The sequence below is a fragment of the Vibrio sp. Vb0598 genome (assembly GCF_033338935.1).
GTDB lineage: Bacteria > Pseudomonadota > Gammaproteobacteria > Enterobacterales > Vibrionaceae > Vibrio > Vibrio alginolyticus.
The window spans coordinates 39,665-57,023 of the sequence record NZ_JAWOTP010000007.1; the positions used below are offsets into that span (position 1 = coordinate 39,665).

Consider the following 17,359-nt stretch of genomic DNA (forward strand, 5'->3'; position numbering starts at 1 on the left):
CTAACCGTTGTATTCAACGAAAACGTCTTTACCTAAATGGCATTCTGGGCACAAGAAGTAATCTGGCACTTCCGACCAAGCTGTACCCGGTTCAACACCTTGGTTAGGCTCGCCTTTAGCTGGGTCGTATACCCAATTACAAACCGTACAAACCATGCATTGACAACCTGCAGGATGCGCCTCGGTACTAGGGTTGCTAGGAGCAGTATCTACTACCGCCTGTGTTGTAGCTGGCGCAGCAGGTTGTGATTGAACTTGTGGTGCAGACGCAGCAATTGCCGGAGAAATAACAGGACTTGTCAGGTCATGCTTTGCCCATAATTTCGCGATGTTTTGACCATGTTCGCGACATTCACGCATCGCTTTACCATCTGGTCGCCATTTGGTTTTCAAACTCACTGCGGTTTCAAAGCCTGCGTCGGTCAATCGAGCATGGATACGATCCACCGCGCCACCATTCCAACCGTAACTACCGAATGCAGCGGCTTTCTTCGCTTTAAAGCGCAGACCGGTAATTTCTTCTAGCATGCCTGCGATCTTCGGCATCATGACGTTATTCATGGTAGAAGAACCAACCAAGATGCCTTTTGAGCGGAATACGTTGGCGAGAATTTCATTCTTATCATGCTTAGAGACATTAAAGACTTTGACCGCCACACCAGGATCGACATCGTGAATGCCTTGCGCGATTGCATCGGCCATCATTCGAGTGTTGTTTGACATTGAATCGTAGAAAATCGTAATGCGATCTTCTTGATAATTGTCTGCCCATGCTAAGTATTGCTCGATGATTTGAACCGGATTATCGCGCCATACAATACCGTGTGACGTGGCGATCATGTCGACAGGCAAATTGAAGCTCAGCACTTCTTTGATTTTTGCGGTTACCAAGCTGCTGAATGGCGTTAAGATATTTGAGTAGTAACGCAAACACTGTTCCATCAACTCATTTTGATCCACTTCATCATTGAACAGACGTTCATCGCAATAGTGCTGACCAAATGCGTCATTGCTGAATAACACTGCATCGCCCGTTAGGTAAGTCATCATGCTGTCTGGCCAATGCAGCATCGGTGCTTCCACGAAGACTAATTGCTTACCGTTACCAATATCGATACTGTCGCCCGTTTTTACGGTTTTGAAGTTCCACTCAGGATGGTGGTGATGACCCACAATCGAATCAATCGCCGCTTCTGTACAGTAAATTGGTGTGTTCGGAATTTTCTCCATCAATGCCGACAATGCACCTGAGTGATCTTCTTCTGCATGGTTTACCACGATAAAGTCGATAGACTTAAGGTCGATTTCCATCTCTAAATTTTGGATGAATTGTTGACTGAATCGATGATCGACCGTATCAATCAATACGGTTTTCTCTTCACGAATTAGATAACTGTTGTAGCTGGTACCTTTTGTCATTTTGTATTCTGTACCGTGGAAGTCTTGAACTTCCCAATCGCGTTGACCTACCCAGTGGATGTTGTTTTTTACGTGAATTGTCATAATTACTACCTTGAATGACGGGATAAACAAAAATAATTTCTTCTTGTATTGCACTGGGCGTGCCAACTTCTAATTGCTATATATTTCAATAGCTTAATTGAAACCCAACTTTAATGACTGTCATTGAGACACAGTTGAAAATTGTCATTTAGACACTACAATAGTCATATTGACACAATCGGTATTGGCTATGACTTCTTTAATCGCGCAATGGCTACACATCACGCAAGACCTTAACTCGGCGCTCACTCAACAAGCTCGCTTTGACACGTTATTAACCACGATTCGAGAGGTATTGAAGTGTGACTCTTCTGCCCTTCTTTTGTATGAAGACCAGCACTTTAAACCTTTAGCGATCAATGGATTGGCGAAAGAGGTCCTTGGACGCCGTTTCTCCATTGAGCAGCACCCAAGATTAGAAGCCATTGCCCGAGCAGGCGATATCGTGCGCTTTCCCTCCGACAGCGACTTACCTGATCCATACGATGGCTTGATTCCAAACCACGATGACAAACTGCATGTCCATTCTTGCATTGGTTTGCCTTTGCTGATCGACGATCAACTGATTGGTGCTATTACGATTGACGCCTTCGACCCCAACCAATTTGATGGGCTACGCAACCAAGAGTTACGTTTTGTCAGCGCGTTGGCAGCAGGTGGCCTACACACTGCACTCCTACTAGAACAACTAGAGACACAAGCGAGCCTGCCACGTGATTCTTACGCCGAGAAGCGCACCTTAAGTAACGAAATCATTGGCAACTCTCAGGGTATGAAGAATCTTCAAGAGCAGATTGATGCAGTCGCCGATACGGAATTGTCTGTGCTGGTGATGGGAGAAACGGGCGTAGGTAAAGAGTTGGTTGCTAGCGCTATTCACCATCGTTCTAGCCGCTCTAGCAATACTTTGGTTTACCTCAACTGTGCGGCGCTGCCGGAGTCAGTCGCGGAAAGCGAGTTGTTCGGCCATATCAAAGGCGCATTCACAGGCGCAATCAGTAATCGTAAGGGTAAGTTCGAACAAGCCGACGGCGGCACACTGTTTTTGGATGAAGTCGGCGAACTGTCGTTAGAGCTGCAAGCCAAGTTACTTCGAGCCCTTCAATACGGCGACATCCAACGTGTGGGTGATGACCGCCATATTCGAGTCAACACACGCATTGTCGCCGCCACCAATCGTATATTGCATGAAGAAGTGACTGCTGGTCGCTTCCGAGCCGACTTATATCACCGCCTAAGCGTCTTCCCGCTTCATGTTCCACCTCTTCGTGAACGTGAAGACGATGTGGTGTTGTTAGCGGGCTTTTTCGCCGAACGCTTAAGAAGCAAATTGGGATTGAACAGCATTCGTTTGTCTCCCACTTTGGTGCAGGCACTCAAAGACTATTCATGGCCAGGCAACGTGCGAGAGCTTGAACATGTCATTAAACGTGCTGGTGTTTTGGCAAAGGCGCGTACTCACGCCATGGACATTGAGTTAGTTGAGCAAGATTTTGATATTCGAACGCCGAATCAGAACATCAAGAACGTTGAAAAAACGGAACAAAAATCTCGGCTTGAGCTACCAGAAGGCGGATTAAAGCCTGCCACAGACGCCTTCCAAAAAGCGATGATTGTTCGAGCTCTGGAAAAAAACCAAGGCAACTGGGCAGCAACGGCACGTCAGCTTGAATTAGATAACGGCAATTTGCACCGATTAGCAAAACGGCTGGGGATAAAATAGACACTAACGAATATCACCTAATATGGCATATTCATCGCCAAATAAAGAGCCGATGCCCAACCGCTCACTCAGCCCACTATAAGTAGTGAGCTGAGTGCTCAGATAGAATAGCCACCTAAGTTTGACGGTATTTTCTTCTAAATTTTATTGTCTTGAACCACCTCACAGATTTAATAACCCTTAACAATAAACACAATAATAGTTAAGGTATTTTTATGAGCCAGATCTAATAAAATTAAATATATAGTATTTATTTTAAGAATCTAAACTTTCAAAGTTCATCATAATAAATACAACCTCTATGTATACACTTTACCTTCAAAAAACATCAAAATATAATCCCTTCGATAAAAACACTTAAATGAATTTAACTGTATAAAAGTGAGGAGAATAAAAATATGGGATATGGGGCGACAGTATATTCATTAGATACTGAAAAGGTTTTTAACGTACTAAAGAATGAGCGTAATCCAGAGCTAGAAAAAGCCATCATGGAAAGGTGTCAAGACTCCTTTAAAGTGATTAATGAAATGCTGGAAAGTAGTGGCGAAAGCATCCGAGCTGAAGAGCTTCTTATGCAAATGTTGTCTGAAGAGATAAAATACAGTCACTTGGGTTACGCCTATGCTTACTTGCTTGAAGCTATATGTAAGATAACTGGTTATTACTTATCCAATAACTCTTGGTATCCTTGCGATGTAAACGATTTCTGCGATATTCCATTCACTAATACCGATTATCCTATAAAATTCCCATTCCCTGACGATTTCCCTGTTGTTTTTATGATAAAAAATCAAGATATTCACCAAGATAACGTTGACTTCGGAGGCTTATCAGAGCAACAAATATCTGAAGTCAAGAGCTGGTACACTCATGCAGTCGTAAACAATCGTGATTTGGTATTATTTTATTATTAATTTTAACTATTAATAAATTATCCAATAGTTAAAATAACAATAGAATATTAATAAAACTCTAGCTTATATTAAGCTAGAGTTTTATCTATTTAACTGAAATTTTCTAATTTTAAAAACATTATATTTCACACCTAATTTATAGACTCTGTGTATAGTGTGCTCAGAGGCAATGTGAACTCATAGGATCAAAATCAAGTTCTAATTTTTAGAAGAAAAACCGATCTGCTTGTGTCAAAATGCGCCATCCCAAGCAAAAAGTCTTAATGTAATGAACTACCAAGCTGCTATTTTTGATATGGATGGTTTGCTCCTTGATACTGAGCGCGTCTGTATGCATATTTTCCAAGAAGCATGTGAAGCCCAGAACCTACCCTTCTATAAAGATGTTTACCTTTCAATCATTGGTCGCAATGCAGCGGGCATTGAAGTGATTTTTCGTAAAGCTTATGGGGATGATCTTGACCGCTTACACCAAGAGTGGCGCGACCGTTACGACGCTGTGGTTAAGCACCAAGCGATACCGGTAAAAGAAGGGGTGATTGAGCTGCTTGAGTGGTTGAAAGGCCAAGGGTTGCCAATTGCAGTCGCCACTTCTACAGCAAAAGAAGTGGCACAGAAGAAGTTGGAGTTAGCGGGCCTAAGCAAGTATTTCGACAACTTAACGACAGGCTGTGAAGTGTCACACGGCAAACCTGATCCAGAGATCTACCTGCTTGCAGCAAGTCGTCTAAGCGTAGATCCAACCAAATGTCTCGCCTTTGAAGATTCAAATAATGGCGTACGTGCTGCGGTAGCAGCGAACATGATCACTTATCAAATTCCTGATTTGGTTGAGCCTTGTGACGAAATAAAGCAATTAGGCCATACTGTCGCACCTTCACTGCATGATGTGTTGCACACGTTAAAGCAAACTCGCTAGGCCTACTTGTCGTCTGTTCTCTAGAAGCTCAGCAATTTAGCTGAGCTTCTTTCTTGAAACCTCTCCAATACCGTAAAACCAAACAATTCTGCCACCCGTTTAGAGAGATTATTTTCACCTTAACTCTGGCTAATCACGACTTTTGATTTAACTCACGCAATCGCATGAAATAAGGCATTTGAGTGATCAAATAGCGGAACTGACCAGTACAAGCTTGCAACAAAACGTCAATATACCGATTGAAGCACGTTTTTGGAGTGAAAATTGGCTGATAATGAGAACTATTGGATAAGATCAATCCAAGTCAGCCTAAAATACAAAATGGAGAGTGTTATATGTCTTTACGTTTATTAGCAACAACCTTCGCATTAGTAGGAATGAGCTTTGGTGCCCAAGCCAGTGCCGAGTGTGAAGTGTCATTAGATGCTAACGATATGATGCAGTTTTCTACTAAAACATTGAGCGTACCAGCCACTTGTAAAGAGGTAAAACTAACGCTGAATCACACAGGTAAGATGCCAGCGCAATCGATGGGTCACAACGTGGTCATCTCTGACACAGCCAACCTACAAGCAGTCGGTACTGATGGCATGGCAGCTGGAGCAGAAAATAACTACGTAAAACCAAATGATGATCGCGTCTACGCTCACACAAAAGTAATTGGTGGCGGTGAAAGCACCAGCATTACGTTCAGTACTGAGAAAATGAAAGCCGGCGGTGACTATTCATTCTTCTGTTCATTCCCGGGTCACTGGGCAATCATGCAGGGTAAATTTGAGCTAAAATAAAAGATTTAGCCAAGCCAAAAGAAGACTCATTCTAGGGAAGCCAAGGCTTCCCTTTTTGATAGATAAAATAGCAATTGATAAAGGTCTAACACGTCTGGAAACGTGACCAAGAAACATAGCAAGTATGAAACCCTTGCTCCATTGAGATTAAGTTCTTTTACGAAAACTCATGGGTAAAAATCGGATTTTTGTTTTGCCTTTCCGAGACACTACTAAATGATAAAAGTCATTCAATACCATGTAACTCTTTCCAGTTTCCTGGATGAACCACATAGCCGAACAGAGCATGCCCACCATAAACCAATTCAGTTCCTTCCGGTATCCACAGCATCTGACCTGGGTGCACAAAATGTGTTTCACCATTTGCGGTCAGCTCGAAACAGCCTTCAATCACGAAAATAACTTCATCATAAAGCACTGTCCAAGCCACTTTAGCGCCTTCCCATTTAGCAAAGCCTACGCCAATGTTTGGTGAAATTTCTGGGCTTAACGCCCTGGCAACATACGCCATTCCCGGCGTATCACCACGAACATTGAAATCTAGACTTTTACTATCAACAAGTTTGACTTGCTTCATAATTCACTCCGGCTTTGCCATTTTGCTAATTGGATACGCGTTTTTACTCCCAAACCTAAAAAAGGCTCTGGCGGATTCAAACAAGGCATTCCTGTCACTTGCTGTATGTCATCCAATGATTTAGATGTCGCACCAACGACATAGTCAGCTAACAGTGTTCCAGAAATGGTTCCCCACGCAGCACCAACACCATTGTCACAAGCGCTGGCATAAACACCTTCATCTAATTGACCGAAAAAGTTAGTAAAGTTACGAGAGATGGCATACACCCCACCCCATGTGTGAGTAAATGGTACGTCGGCCAGCTCGGGATAACGCGCCAGAAAGACCTGACGATGATCGTCGAGAATTTGTTCTCTGGCTTTATCGTTCATGCTTGAGCCATATTTCGGCACGTGTTTGTAAGTATTGCGGATCAAAATACGTCGATCGGCGGTCATACGTAACGTCGTTCCCGCATGATCAGCTGGAGTTAACCCCCAATTCAGCTCACCTCCGTATCGTTGCATTTCTGCGTCGGTCAATGGACGCGTCCAGCTTGCAAACGTCATCACTGGAAGTAGTCTGTTTTTAAGATAACCAAACTCCCGAGTAAAAATGCTGGTCCCAAGCAGCAGTTCAGGGGTTTCAACAGAGCCACTATCTCCATGTAATACCCAGCAACCGTTTTCTTTACTGAGCTTGCGGATTGGCGAGTTCTCTAACACCTCGACGTTCTCTGGAAGGCTTTCCCCTAGCCCACGCACCAAAGCAGCAGGTTGCATTAAATAACCACCTGGCGTGTAAATTGCGCGGCTGTAGTAGTTGGTTCCCAAGACTTTCGCCAGCTCACTGCCATTAACATGGAAGTATGGTTCGCCAAGGTCTTTCATTAGGTGCTCAAAGTGATCGAGATATGCTTCACCGCGCGCCCCTACGGCTCCTTGATATTTGCCCTTTGCTGACCACTGACAAGAAATACTGTGCTTCGACACTAAAGTGTCTAGCTGAGCAATCGCAGAACGGTTGAGCGACAATAACTTTTGTTTGTGCTCAGGGTCGGGATGCTCAAGTGAAAACTTATGAGGCAAATCGATCACAAAGCCCGAATTTCTCCCTGAAGCCCCTTGGCCGATACGTTGCGCATCAATTAGTATAATTCGTGCATTAGGCATAAGTTCAGCTAAACGTCTTGCCATAGCTAGGCCTGCGAAACCGGCACCTAACACGGCATAGTCAGCACTTTGTTTACCTTTTAACGCCGATTTTTCTGGAATACTTGGCAACGCATGGTACCAACCACACGTCACGTCATCATTGGGTAAATGAATCATCTTTTTTCTCCGCTACGCTGCTGACAGTTTCAATGACAATTGATCTAGCCAAGGGCCGCGTAATGACTGTACTTTTCTTCCTAGCAACGCAAAACCGAGCATTGCTCCTTCTGGTGAATAAAACGCAGCGGTCAATTCATCTGCTTGGGTCTCGATGTACCATTGTCCCTGTTCTTCAGCGGCTACCGTGAAAATCGTGAGTGGAAGAATCGGCGTTTTTACAATCACTGGAGTTGGTGTTAACGAGATAGGGGCGACATCGCCTAGCAAGCTTTTCGCTACAGAAGGGACCATTTGATTAATCGGCGCAATATAGGGCTGCCACCCGTGATCAGTTTCAACACAATCACCTAGCGAGTAAATATTCTCATCACTCGTCTGGCCGAATTGATTCACTTTAATGCCCCGGCCTACTTCAAGCCCCGCGCGCTCAGCCAGAGAAACATTTGGCTTGAGTCCAACCGCGCTTAGCACTAGGTCTGCTTCAATCTGCTTGCCACTGTTTAGATGCAAAACCGCGCTTGATTCGGACCTTGGCTCGATTCTGGCGATACTGTCTTGTAGAGCCCATTGCACGCCTCGATCGGCAAGTGCGCTTTGTAATGATTCACCCAACTGTTGCGGGATCAAACGCTCCATTGGCCATTGACCCAACCCGATAACTGTTACTTCATAACCGCTTTCGATCAGATCATTTGCGAACTCACAGCCAATTAAGCCATCACCTAGGATCGCGATGCGCTTTTTGTCTTGCAGCTCCGCTCTGAAACGGCGGTAATCAACTAAGTCGTTCACACTCATAACCCAAGAGCGATCGCCCTCAATTGGGATTTCAATCGGTGATGCACCTGTTGCCAGTACCAAGCGGCTGTAGGCGTATTTACCGATGGAGGTATGTAACGTTGAATTGGCACGATCGATCTGTTCAACACGGGTATGCGGGTAAACTCGGATATTGAGACGGCTTTCCCACTCCAACGCGCTCTCACTTTGTAGCGCGTCGCCGTCTTTATTCATGACCAGTGCATTAGACAATGCTGGTTTGCTGTACAAAGCGCCATCATCAGCGGTAAAGACAGTGATCGGAACCGTCTCAGATTGCGCTCTAAGTGCCGCCGCCAACTGGTAACCACTGTGGCCACTACCGATGATAACGATAGGGTCATTTGAGAATACAGGTTGAGTAACTTCAGATGGAAGAGGCTGAGCAGTATTTGGCTGAACAGACGCTTCTACCGACGCCGAAGACACCGCTGCAACCTCTTCTAGTGGCGCATCGTCGGTGATTTCGATCATTTCAAAATCGGCCTTACCCACTAAACAGTCAGGACATAACCAGTCATCCGGTACATCTTCCCATGCTGTTCCTGGTGCAATACCATCGGATGGCCAACCTTGTGCTTCATCATAGATTAAGCCGCAAATAATACAGAGCCACTTTCTCATCACTTATACTCCAACTACCTTGTTCAGAATTTCCGTGTTTACAAACCGCTGTCAGATTTGTTGTGATTCCATCAACCTCGCCCTAGCTTGTGGTCTGAAATCCAAGCCGGTACGAGGTGATGAAAATACAGTTACACGGTAGCTATACGTTGCTGTCTTGCTGCAAACGAATGGCAATATTGCGTGTCTGGACGTAGCTATAAATCGCTTCTTGTCCTTTTTCTCGCCCAAACCCGGACAAGCCCACGCCACCAAATGGTGTTTCGATGCCACCAGCAAACCATTCATTGATGAACACTTGTCCACCACGCAGTTGCTGTGCCACACGCAATGTTTGGTTTAGGCTTTCACCAAAGACACCAGCGACTAGGCCAAAATCGGTGCCATTCGCGATTTCAACGGCCTCTTGCTCGGTTTCAAACGGCGTAATTACCAGTACAGGACCAAACACTTCTTCTTGAGCAATACGCATATCTGGTGAGGCTTCAATCACCGTCGGTGCCACAAAGTAACCCGACAAATCAGGGGCGTAGCCACCCGTTAGGATGTTCGCGCCGTCGGCTTTTGCTTGTTCTATCATTTCAAGCACGCGCGCTTGTTGATCAGCCGATACCAACGGTGTTATATCAGGCTGGCTTTCACCTTGACCAATGGTTAGGTCTTGCGCCATTTTCACTACCGCCGCTTTTACTTCTTCATAACGCTCTTTTTGAATTAGCAAACGAGACATTGCCGAACAAACTTGACCAGCGTTAAAGAAAATACCGACTTGAACGCTTTGTAAAAGCGTTTCGAGACTCACATCTTTCAGTGCGATAGCGGCCGATTTACCACCCAGCTCCATCACAGATGGTGTGGCGCGTTGCGCTGAATCTTTCAGTATGCGTTGGCCGGTCGGCACAGAACCTGTAAAGACAATTTGATCAACGTCTTGATGCTGCACCAAGTGGCTGCCAACTACGGAGCCTTTGCCACATAGCAAGTTAATCGCGCCTTTTGGGAAGCCCGCTTTTTCAATCGCTTTAATCAACAACGTCATAGCGAGTGGGGAAATCTCTGGCGATTTGATCACCACTGCGTTACCAGCAGCTAATGCAGGTGCTAATGAGCGTGCACAAATAGAAACTGGGAAATTCCACGGCACAATCTGCACTGACACACCAAACGGCACATATTGGGTGAAATCGACATAATCTTTACCCAACGGAATTGACGTGCCTTCCAGCTTGTCGGCCATGCCAGCGTAGTATTCGAAGTAACGTGCCGATTCTAAAAACTCATCTTTGGCATCTTGCAAAGATTTCCCATTTTCACGGCAGGCAACTAGCCCACCTTCATCAACCATTTCACGAATAGCCGCGGCGGCTTTTAACATCCACTCGGTTCTGACGGCTGGACGAACGTCCGAAAGAACGCCTTGATTGACTACTCGACGTGCCGCTGCCATTGCGCGATCTGCATCGGTGATAGTGGCTTCTGCAACCGTCGCATACGCTTCGGCTGTGCCAGGGTTCATGACGGTCAGCGCTTGCTCTGAATCGCACCACTCACCATCAATATAATTAAGGTAATGCATCATATTACTGCTCCAGTGCTGCTTTCACTTGCTTTGCCAACCAGGTTTGAAAGAAATGCGTCGGAACATCCATTTCTGGTGAGAACACACCACCACCAAAGCCAGGTGAGTAACGACCTTCCTGCATGCCCTCGACCGCTCCAATATCTTCGCCGAATACGACTCGCCATGACTCAACGGTAGCAGTACGGCACGCAGCGAACTCATCTTTCGTTGCTTCATCACCCACATAGAAAACACGTAGGTGCTCAACACTTTTATTCGCAGTGATTGGTTCAATCATCATTGCAAAGGCATGATCGGCTTGAATACCAAGCAACACGTTTGGAAAGAGTGCAACGTATTCTGCATGACGCAGTTTATCTTCTGGCCAGCTTGGAAATTTAGGTAAGTGTGTTCCTGCTGTATCAGAGAGGTTGTACGCGAGACTACCTTGACCAGCAAAGCGCTCTGCAAACATGATGTTGTAGTGATCCTCTAGGCGAGAATAACTGTTCAAACTCGGGTGCACCCAAGGTAAGTGGTAAGCCTCACAGTAGTTTTCTACGGCAAGCTTCCAGTTACTTTTTACTTCGATCTCTAAGTTGCCACCCATGTTCACGCGGCGAAGAAGACCTAACCCATCTTCACCTAAGAACTGCTGCCAACGTTGCTCTAGCGGCGCGATATGCTCTTCAAAGCTTTCTGCATTGCCCGATAAGTTGACGAATACCATGTCCATCCAAACGGCTGAACGAAGTGGCTTAAGGCCATGTTTTTCACACTTAAATCGGTCATCTTTGTGTTTTGCGATACCACCAATGTGTGGTGTGCCTTTTAGATTGCCGTCAAGATCGTACGTCCATGAATGGTAAGGACAACGAATCATGCCTTGAACTTCGCCTGCCTCATGCACCAGCTTCATACCACGATGACTACATACGTTGTGGAAAACTTGGACTTCACCTTGACGATTTCTCATCATGAGTAGTGGAAGATTCATGAAATCAAGTGGCATTACATAACCATTTTTAAGCAGGTCTGATGCAAAACCAATACATACCCAAGTGTTACCAAACACCTGATCACGCTCAAAAGTAAAATACTCTTCGCTGGTGTAGGCCTGATTCGGCATTCCTGTTGCTTCACTGATTGGGTTCAGTACATTATCAACAAGTTCAACAGGAATAATGGTTTGGTTGACATTGCTCATATTCTTATCTCCGAGAGTCGAGTTGCATCCAGTGCGTACAACATCGTGTTGTGTTAATGGAGATGATTTTGATTAACAACCCGGCAACAAACAAACGACTTTTTCGCCGGGCTTGGATGAGTTTTTGTCATTCATGCATTGATCTCGAACAAAAAAATAACCTTTTAATTAACAATGATCTTCTTGTCATGATTAATACTCATTAACCGATGAGTATTAATCAGTTGAAACACAAAAGCCCTCTCTCTACTCTCTTTCAAAAATTAACAATAACGCAACAAACAATAACGCTAAAACAAACGCACTGTGAGGGATGCCTATGAGAGCAACATCTGGGATATTGAAAGGACTCAATCCGACTGTGACAATCGCATCAAAGATCGTCGTTATCGGTTTTGTACTTTTCTGCGCCATTCTCGCCAATCAAGCGGGCCAATACTTCGAAACGATTTCCGGCATTTTGCTACAGAATATGAAGTGGTTTTACATCGGACTTGTTTCACTCGTTGTCGGTTTTCTTCTTTACCTTATGGTTAGTCGATATGGGCATATTCGTTTGAGTAAAGATGACGAAAAACCAGAGTTTAGTTATTTGTCTTGGGTATCCATGCTTTTTTCCGGAGGCATGGGGATAGGCTTGATTTTCTGGTCGGTCGCCGAACCGATGTGGCATTACGCTGACAACCCATTTACTCAAGGCCTGACCAATGAAGCCGCAACAACATCAATGAAACTGACATTCTTTCACTGGGGTCTACATCCTTGGTCTGTCTTTATCATTGTTGCACTCGCATTAGCTTACTTTTCCTACCGTAAAGATCTGCCTTTTACCCTACGCTCTATCTTGTACCCTTTGATTGGTGATCGTATTTATGGGCCTATCGGACACACGGTTGATATCCTAACAGTCGCGGTGACTGCTTTCGGTATCTCTCAAACCTTGGGGATGGGAGTTATCCAAATAAACTCTGGTTTGAATCAAGCTTTTGGTCTAGACATTAGTTTGGGGATTCAACTCTTTATTATCGTTTCCCTTTGTACTTGTGCGGTTGCGTCGGTGCTATCTGGTGTAGGGAAAGGTATTCGCCGTTTATCAGAATGGAACATGCTGCTTTCACTCGCACTCGTGCTGGTCGTACTTTATATTGGCCCAACTCGCTATATCTTAAATACGCTACTTGAAAGCACGGGGCTTTATGCACAAAACATTGTCGGTATGAGCTTATGGAGCGATGCACAGAATGACTCTGGCTGGCAAAACTGGTGGACGGCTTATTACTGGCCTTGGTGGATGACTTGGGCGCCTTTCGTTGGCATGTTTGTAGCTCGTATCTCTAAAGGACGCACAATACGTGAGCTTATCGGCGGTGCTCTCATCGTACCCACGCTGATCACATTCTTATGGATTTCAGTATTTGGTGGTGCAGCGTTGAAGGTAGAGCAAGACGCTCGTGTTGCTCATCAAGAGCAAGTCACTGCGGCACAAGAAGCCAAACAAACACCACCTGCGGATTTTTCTGGCGGCCCGATTCTTGAAGCGACTAAAGCCGATACGACACGCGCTTTGTTTACGCTATTCGACAATCTAGATACAGGTATGTTTGGTAAACTACTTAGCGTGCTTGCGTGTCTATTACTCGGTACTTATTTCATTACCTCCGCAGACTCGGGTACCTTGGTTCTATGTACCCTCGATGCCGCTGGGCACAGTGAGCCTCCCACCTCTATACGCGTATTGTGGGGGATCATGATCGCGGCCATTGCGGGAGTACTTCTATACGCAGGAGGGTTAAAAGCAATGCAAACGGCCTCCATTATTGCCGGTTTCCCTATCGCCATTTTTATCGCGGTGATGAGCTTAACGCTGTTTCATAGTATTCGACGCGAACCTAAGCCATGGGCAATGCTTCCAGAGCATGTTCACCCAGAGCAAGAGAAACTTGATGGTCCTGTTGAACCGCTTGTTGAAAGCAAAACTGTGGCTTCCCAGCCTATCGCTTCAAGATCCTCACTAAAAGATGATTCCACACTCAATCAGGGACCAGTACTAAGTTAGTGCGTCGTTTCATCAATCAATTAAAACAAAGCGGGAACTGGTACTCCCGCTTTTTAACATGACCAAACTCTGTTATTTTCTCTGCTTATTGATTTAGGCTAAACCTCGATCACCCACCTCATCTGGCAACTGTTGCAAAAGCCACTCTCTAAAACGCTTGACGCTTGCTGGGATTAAACCTCTATTTTTAGGTTCAAGCATAGAGAAATTGGAAGGTGTTGAAAGCACGTGTTCGACTGGCCTAACTAAAGCACCGCTTTGTAAATAGTCGTCCACTAATGACCCCCAGGCTAACGCGATTCCCTGACCATTAATTGCCGCTTGTAACAGCATTGGATAGTTATTGATGTTCATGCGATTACGAGGCGAAATATTTGGCAATCCTACACTCGCAAACCACTGCTCCCAATTAACCCAATCTCTTTGGGACTCTTCCAGATAGAGTAACGTTTTATTGAAGATTTCTTCTGGCTCACTAGGCTGGCCGATTTTCTCTAGATAAAGCGGGCTACACACAGGGAATACTTCTTCTGAAAATAGCGTTGTCACGTCCATTTCCGCAGGTGGAGTGCGACAATAAAACAAGGCGATATCGCAATCTAATCGGCGTAAGTCCAACACATTATCTGAGGCCAATATCCTTATATCGATGTCATCATGTTCATTTTGAAATTGAGCAACCTTAGGCAACAACCACAAGGCTGCCATTGCATTTGTCGTCGCAACCGTGATCTTTTGTTCGCCCTGCCACTTCTTCACTTCACCCGTGATTTGAGCAATATCGAGCAAAGATTGGCTGACAGCTTGATAGTATTGAAGACCTGTAGGCGTTAAATTAATGCTTCGATTGGCTCGCGTGAACATAGCCTTGCCTAAGTATTCTTCTAATTGTCTAATTTGGCGACTGATAGCACCTTGGGTCACGTTTAGCTCGTCAGCGGCTAACGTAAAACTCAAGTGCCGCGCCGACGCTTCAAACGCAACGAGGCTATTTAAAGGTGGGAGAGGTTTGATTTTCATGTATCTTCCAGTAAGGCAGTATTGTAATTATTTTTATTCCCGGCAATCTTATGTTGCACGTGGATAATGCCATTCTGGACAACACCTCAAAAACGACAATTTATAAATGATAAAAAATAGAGATGAATCATAAATTGTTGTGAGAGAGACTGCCGTATACAGTTTCGTGGCTACAACGAGCACAAAAAGAGGAGCAGTTACTCCTCTTTTGCCTAGCCTTTTGCTCACTTTGTACGAGTTAGCCCATTTACCCTATTGCCAGTTTAGTACTCGCGTAACGCGCTTTTTTCTTTCTTGGACTGGTTAAGAAGTACGCTAATGTAAGAGGCCCTAATCGTCCCATAAACATCATGAAGATGATCACTAACTCACCTGGTTCGGACAAACTGCCCGTTAAGCCTCGCGATAACCCAACCGTACCCAGTGCCGAGACCGCTTCGAACATAATATCTAACATAGACGCTTTCTCTGTCAGTAACAGCGTGAATATGGCAAACCAAGTCACCCCCACCGAGATCAGAGTCAGCGCCAATGCCTTGCAGATGGTCTCTTTGGGAATCTCGCGTTGAAATGCATAGGTTGCTTCATCGCGACGCAAATAGCTGTAAGTTGCCAAGACCAATACCATAAATGTCACAACTTTAATGCCACTTGCCGTACTCAATGAACCACCGCCGATAAACATCAACACCAGAATGATCGCCGTTGTGGCATCTTCCAACTGATCGATAGCTAAAGTGTTGAACCCTGCCGTTCTTGGCGTCACCGCTTGAAACCACGATGCCCACCATTTCCCTGCTTCGTTCAACGGGGCAAGCGTGTTGGGGTTGTCATATTCAATCAGATAAATCGCGATAAGTGCCACCACGTTAATGATCATCGTGCCTAAGATCATCATTCGACTGTAAACGGTGAGTCGATGCCAACGGCGATTGCGTTTTAAGTCAATCCAAACCGAGAAGCCTAAACCACCAATAATAAACAAACTGGTAATGGTGAAGTTAACGACCGGGTCGTCCACGTAAGGCATTAAGCTATCGGCACTCAACGCAAAACCTGCATTGTTAAACGCACTGATGGTGTAGAAGAAACCATGGAACAGACTGGTTTTCCAGCCCAGCTCTTCACTCCAATAAACGCTCAAAATAGTAAAACCAATAAGTTCAACGAGCAGAGCGAACATCAATACAGATTTAGCAGTGGCAATGAGTGTCGACGAGTCAGTTTGGTTGAACGCCTCTCTCGCGACGGCTCGCTCCAAAAAGCCAATTTTTCCGCCCAGAGCCAGCAAGGTCACGATGGCAAACGTCATTAAACCTAGGCCACCACATTGAATCAGGAAAGCAATAACCACTTGCCCAAAAGGCGTAAACGCCGTGCCCGTGTCCACCACAACTAATCCCGTCACCGTAATGGCCGATGTCGCAGTAAACAGGCTTTGAATCCAAGTGATGGGCTCTGTGGTGGCAATCGGCAGTTTGAGTAAGACCGTGCCGAGCATGATCAAGCACGCAAAGCTGAGGCTAAGTATTAATGGCGGTGCGCCCAACAATTTTTTGCCCGCTTTGGGTTTTCGCTCGATTGGGATAATAGAGGGATGCCACAAAACCATGTTACACCAACCTTGGAGCGACGTATTTCAGCTCAGCGCGACTACCACAAAGCAACAGCGTGTCGAACTCATTAAGCACAAACTCATCATTGATATTGGTGTAGACGGCTTCTTCGCGCTTCACCAAGATTGGCTGAATGTTATAACTGCCTCGGCTGATCAACTTAGAAAGCGGCGTATCGTGCAGATTGGATTTAACGTGGATTTCCACCACATACAAACCATGCCCCATTTCCAAATAGTTGTTCACCATCGGATAGTTGAGTGCCTGCGCGACTCTTACGCCCATCTCCTCTTCCGGATGAATAATGCGTTGTACACCAAGCTTAGACACGATGGTGTGGTGTGCTTTGGTGCTCGCTTTGACCCAAATGGATTTCACACCCAGATTTTTCAGCGCCAGCGTACACAACAAACTGGCTTGCATGTCTTCGCCAATCGCCACCAACACCACATCACTGTTCGCTAGCGCTAACTCTCTGAGTGCACCTTCGTCTGTTGCGTCACATATGACCGCTTGCGTTAACTCTTCGACGTATTTTTCGACGATTTTCGGGTCGCTATCCACCCCCGTTACGGTGTGTCCAAGATGAATAAGTTCTAAGCTGGCGGCAACGCCAAATCGCCCTAAACCAATTACTGTAAAGTGAGCCATATCAATACCTAACTGTGTTTTATGTATAGAAAATGCTAATGCGTTAAGGGCTAGACTGATTT

14 protein-coding genes and 1 pseudogene are annotated in these 17,359 nt (G+C 45.3%); 5 read left to right on the forward strand and 10 right to left on the reverse strand.

The window, feature by feature from the left end:
• On the reverse strand, nucleotides 1-1,503 hold the full coding sequence (gene norV / locus R7Q38_RS09385) for an anaerobic nitric oxide reductase flavorubredoxin (RefSeq protein ID WP_017821263.1): 1,503 nt from the start codon (nucleotides 1,501-1,503) through the stop codon (nucleotides 1-3).
• Nucleotides 1,504-1,693: 190 nt separating this feature from the next.
• On the opposite strand from norV, the gene norR reads away from it, so the two are divergent.
• From norR to azu, 4 genes are all read left to right on the forward strand, one after another.
• Nucleotides 1,694-3,226 (forward strand): nitric oxide reductase transcriptional regulator NorR, encoded by a 1,533-nt coding sequence (norR, locus tag R7Q38_RS09390; protein ID WP_239938526.1) that lies wholly within the window; start codon nucleotides 1,694-1,696, stop codon nucleotides 3,224-3,226.
• Between the two features lie 398 nt (nucleotides 3,227-3,624).
• Entirely contained in the window at nucleotides 3,625-4,143 is a 519-nt protein-coding gene (locus R7Q38_RS09395; protein WP_005375218.1) for a hypothetical protein, read from the forward strand.
• A 268-nt stretch (nucleotides 4,144-4,411) separates the two neighbouring features.
• Nucleotides 4,412-5,062: an HAD family hydrolase gene (locus tag R7Q38_RS09400; protein WP_005385872.1), complete on the forward strand. Its 651-nt coding sequence runs from the start codon at nucleotides 4,412-4,414 to the stop codon at nucleotides 5,060-5,062.
• A gap of 335 nt (nucleotides 5,063-5,397) precedes the next feature.
• Nucleotides 5,398-5,850, forward strand: coding sequence for an azurin (azu, locus tag R7Q38_RS09405; RefSeq protein ID WP_005375211.1), 453 nt, complete (start codon nucleotides 5,398-5,400; stop codon nucleotides 5,848-5,850).
• A gap of 226 nt (nucleotides 5,851-6,076) precedes the next feature.
• Here azu and R7Q38_RS09410 read toward each other — a convergent pair whose 3' ends face one another.
• The 6 genes and pseudogenes from R7Q38_RS09410 to R7Q38_RS09435 form a co-directional block, all read right to left on the reverse strand.
• Nucleotides 6,077-6,427 carry an ethanolamine utilization protein EutQ gene (locus R7Q38_RS09410; protein ID WP_005375208.1) on the reverse strand — a complete coding sequence of 117 codons (351 nt, stop codon included), beginning with the start codon at nucleotides 6,425-6,427 and terminating at the stop codon, nucleotides 6,077-6,079.
• Nucleotides 6,424-7,740 (reverse strand): NAD(P)/FAD-dependent oxidoreductase, encoded by a 1,317-nt coding sequence (locus tag R7Q38_RS09415; protein WP_239939085.1) that lies wholly within the window; start codon nucleotides 7,738-7,740, stop codon nucleotides 6,424-6,426. The genes R7Q38_RS09410 and R7Q38_RS09415 overlap by 4 nt, the downstream gene beginning before the upstream one ends.
• A gap of 12 nt (nucleotides 7,741-7,752) precedes the next feature.
• Complete coding sequence (locus R7Q38_RS09420; protein ID WP_239939086.1) at nucleotides 7,753-9,036, reverse strand: NAD(P)/FAD-dependent oxidoreductase; 1,284 nt, start codon at nucleotides 9,034-9,036, stop codon at nucleotides 7,753-7,755.
• A pseudogene (locus R7Q38_RS09425) lies at nucleotides 9,025-9,186 on the reverse strand (rubredoxin); the annotation flags it as partial. The pseudogene R7Q38_RS09425 and the gene R7Q38_RS09420, both read right to left, overlap by 12 nt.
• 142 nt (nucleotides 9,187-9,328) lie before the next feature.
• A complete protein-coding gene (locus R7Q38_RS09430; RefSeq protein ID WP_005385881.1) occupies nucleotides 9,329-10,765 on the reverse strand; it encodes an aldehyde dehydrogenase family protein in 1,437 nt (478 codons plus the stop codon).
• Between the two features lies 1 nt (nucleotide 10,766).
• Complete coding sequence (locus tag R7Q38_RS09435) at nucleotides 10,767-11,954, reverse strand: aromatic ring-hydroxylating oxygenase subunit alpha (RefSeq protein ID WP_005385883.1); 1,188 nt, start codon at nucleotides 11,952-11,954, stop codon at nucleotides 10,767-10,769.
• Nucleotides 11,955-12,273: 319 nt separating this feature from the next.
• Between R7Q38_RS09435 and R7Q38_RS09440 the strand changes: the two genes are divergently transcribed.
• The gene (locus R7Q38_RS09440; RefSeq protein ID WP_238852894.1) at nucleotides 12,274-14,010 is read left to right on the forward strand and encodes a BCCT family transporter; all 1,737 of its coding nucleotides are present in this window, start codon (nucleotides 12,274-12,276) and stop codon (nucleotides 14,008-14,010) included.
• 93 nt (nucleotides 14,011-14,103) lie between these two features.
• Here R7Q38_RS09440 and gcvA read toward each other — a convergent pair whose 3' ends face one another.
• The 3 genes from gcvA to R7Q38_RS09455 form a co-directional block, all read right to left on the reverse strand.
• On the reverse strand, nucleotides 14,104-15,030 hold the full coding sequence (gene gcvA / locus R7Q38_RS09445; protein ID WP_047103923.1) for a transcriptional regulator GcvA: 927 nt from the start codon (nucleotides 15,028-15,030) through the stop codon (nucleotides 14,104-14,106).
• 247 nt (nucleotides 15,031-15,277) lie between these two features.
• Nucleotides 15,278-16,642, reverse strand: a complete 1,365-nt coding sequence (locus tag R7Q38_RS09450) for a TrkH family potassium uptake protein (RefSeq protein ID WP_239939084.1) — start codon at nucleotides 16,640-16,642, stop codon at nucleotides 15,278-15,280.
• A gap of 1 nt (nucleotide 16,643) precedes the next feature.
• Complete coding sequence (locus R7Q38_RS09455; RefSeq protein WP_005375180.1) at nucleotides 16,644-17,297, reverse strand: potassium channel family protein; 654 nt, start codon at nucleotides 17,295-17,297, stop codon at nucleotides 16,644-16,646.
• Between the last annotated feature and the right edge of the window lie 62 nt (nucleotides 17,298-17,359).

Bases quoted from the DNA above. Each gene is read 5' to 3' on its own strand.
- norV (WP_017821263.1), bottom strand. From the start codon at position 1,503: ATGACAATTCACGTAAAAAACAACATCCACTGGGTAGGTCAACGCGAT.
- norR (WP_239938526.1), top strand. From the start codon at position 1,694: ATGACTTCTTTAATCGCGCAATGGCTACACATCACGCAAGACCTTAAC.
- R7Q38_RS09395 (WP_005375218.1), top strand. From the start codon at position 3,625: ATGGGATATGGGGCGACAGTATATTCATTAGATACTGAAAAGGTTTTT.
- R7Q38_RS09400 (WP_005385872.1), top strand. From the start codon at position 4,412: ATGAACTACCAAGCTGCTATTTTTGATATGGATGGTTTGCTCCTTGAT.
- azu (WP_005375211.1), top strand. From the start codon at position 5,398: ATGTCTTTACGTTTATTAGCAACAACCTTCGCATTAGTAGGAATGAGC.
- R7Q38_RS09410 (WP_005375208.1), bottom strand. From the start codon at position 6,427: ATGAAGCAAGTCAAACTTGTTGATAGTAAAAGTCTAGATTTCAATGTT.
- R7Q38_RS09415 (WP_239939085.1), bottom strand. From the start codon at position 7,740: ATGATTCATTTACCCAATGATGACGTGACGTGTGGTTGGTACCATGCG.
- R7Q38_RS09420 (WP_239939086.1), bottom strand. From the start codon at position 9,036: ATGATCGAAATCACCGACGATGCGCCACTAGAAGAGGTTGCAGCGGTG.
- R7Q38_RS09430 (WP_005385881.1), bottom strand. From the start codon at position 10,765: ATGATGCATTACCTTAATTATATTGATGGTGAGTGGTGCGATTCAGAG.
- R7Q38_RS09435 (WP_005385883.1), bottom strand. From the start codon at position 11,954: ATGAGCAATGTCAACCAAACCATTATTCCTGTTGAACTTGTTGATAAT.
- R7Q38_RS09440 (WP_238852894.1), top strand. From the start codon at position 12,274: ATGAGAGCAACATCTGGGATATTGAAAGGACTCAATCCGACTGTGACA.
- gcvA (WP_047103923.1), bottom strand. From the start codon at position 15,030: ATGAAAATCAAACCTCTCCCACCTTTAAATAGCCTCGTTGCGTTTGAA.
- R7Q38_RS09450 (WP_239939084.1), bottom strand. From the start codon at position 16,642: ATGGTTTTGTGGCATCCCTCTATTATCCCAATCGAGCGAAAACCCAAA.
- R7Q38_RS09455 (WP_005375180.1), bottom strand. From the start codon at position 17,297: ATGGCTCACTTTACAGTAATTGGTTTAGGGCGATTTGGCGTTGCCGCC.